This window comes from Peribacillus sp. P4_B1, assembly GCF_056402395.1.
The window spans coordinates 1-1,238 of sequence record NZ_JBFUHM010000145.1 but is presented as its reverse complement, the minus strand read 5'-3'; the positions used below and the strand labels follow the sequence as shown (position 1 = coordinate 1,238).

Here is a 1,238-nt window from a genome sequence, read left to right as displayed (position 1 = left end):
CTCTGCCTCTTCCACCATTCTGAAGAGCGTCGTGTGCCCCCCGGAGCCGCGCCCCGGGGGCGCGCAAACCCATCCGATCCGTAGCGCGGACTCGGCCCGCCAAGTGGGGGCGGCCAAGGAAACGTTTCTTGATTCCATAAGGTCCTCGACACGAACGGGCAAGTCTGCCGCTCCTAAGTCGAGTCGCTGGTTGATCTTATTTGCTGTTCGCCTCAATGCTGCCTCGGCGATTCCACGAGCACTATGGGTCTGTACAAGCCGCAAAAGATCGGTGGCTTGTCGATACGAGAGAGTCACGGGGCACCTCCATCGAACCTGGTGTGGCTTTCTGCAAGGTATTCGGCATAGTCATCCAGCGCATTCGAACGGACGTCCTCCGGAATACCAGCCTTGGCTGAAATCATCACGGCGAGAACATCGGTTGGACCGGCACGGAGTAACCCACTCAGTTGGGCCGAACTCAGGGCCACTTCGTCCGAATAGCTGATGCTCTTCATGTGCGAAGTTRCTGCCGGCGGCCCGCCCAGAACTTCATCGACGTAAGTTCCGTAGAGCATCATTTCGGAGAAGTGCAGTTGGGCGGCGATAGCCGACTGCCATGCCATGCCGGTGACTTCCTCGATCCTTTGGAGCATGGCACGGACAGTCTCGGCGTCCCAGATGCACGGCCAGCAGATGTAGTCCGTTAGATTCCCGGCATCGGGCGGCTCCAGACCCAGGAGGCTTCTTGCTGATTCGAGCCACAGGCGATGTCTGGGCAATCCGTCGTGGACTGCCTCTGGCTTGCGATACATGGCTAACTTGCCGTCCTGCTGAAAGGAAGCCAACTCAGTGGGGGCGACTAAGACCATATCGGAGTCTATGAGCAGGACTGCGTCGGCGTCGAGGGTCGCGGCAGTGGAAAGTTTTACCAACTGCTGAGTGATCCAGCCGCGTATTGGTGGCCACGGGCGTTTGATGTTGACCCACAGGTTAAGTGCTGGCATTTTCAGCATGTCGGAAGGCAAGAACTCTCCCACATCGTGGATGACTGTTCTGCTGCTGGCTATCGCTCGGAAAAGCGATAAGTCCTTTCGAGGTACCACGATGTGGTGCTGAACGTGCTCGGGCATCCAAGCGACAATTGAGCGATTGAGATCCCGGCACAGTTGGTAATCCCTGGCGTAGCTGGGCGTCACCACGACCAGCTGGCTGCTTTCAGCTTMCATAGCTCCTCCACTCACGCCACCGGATCCTTG

At 58.2% G+C, this 1,238-nt stretch carries 1 protein-coding gene; it reads right to left on the bottom strand.

The annotated features are described in order from the left end of the window. Positions 1–293: 293 nt before the first annotated feature. The coding region (locus AC1DVK_RS26935; RefSeq protein WP_477627826.1) for a DUF6492 family protein at positions 294–1,238 on the bottom strand (945 nt) is incomplete at its 5' end.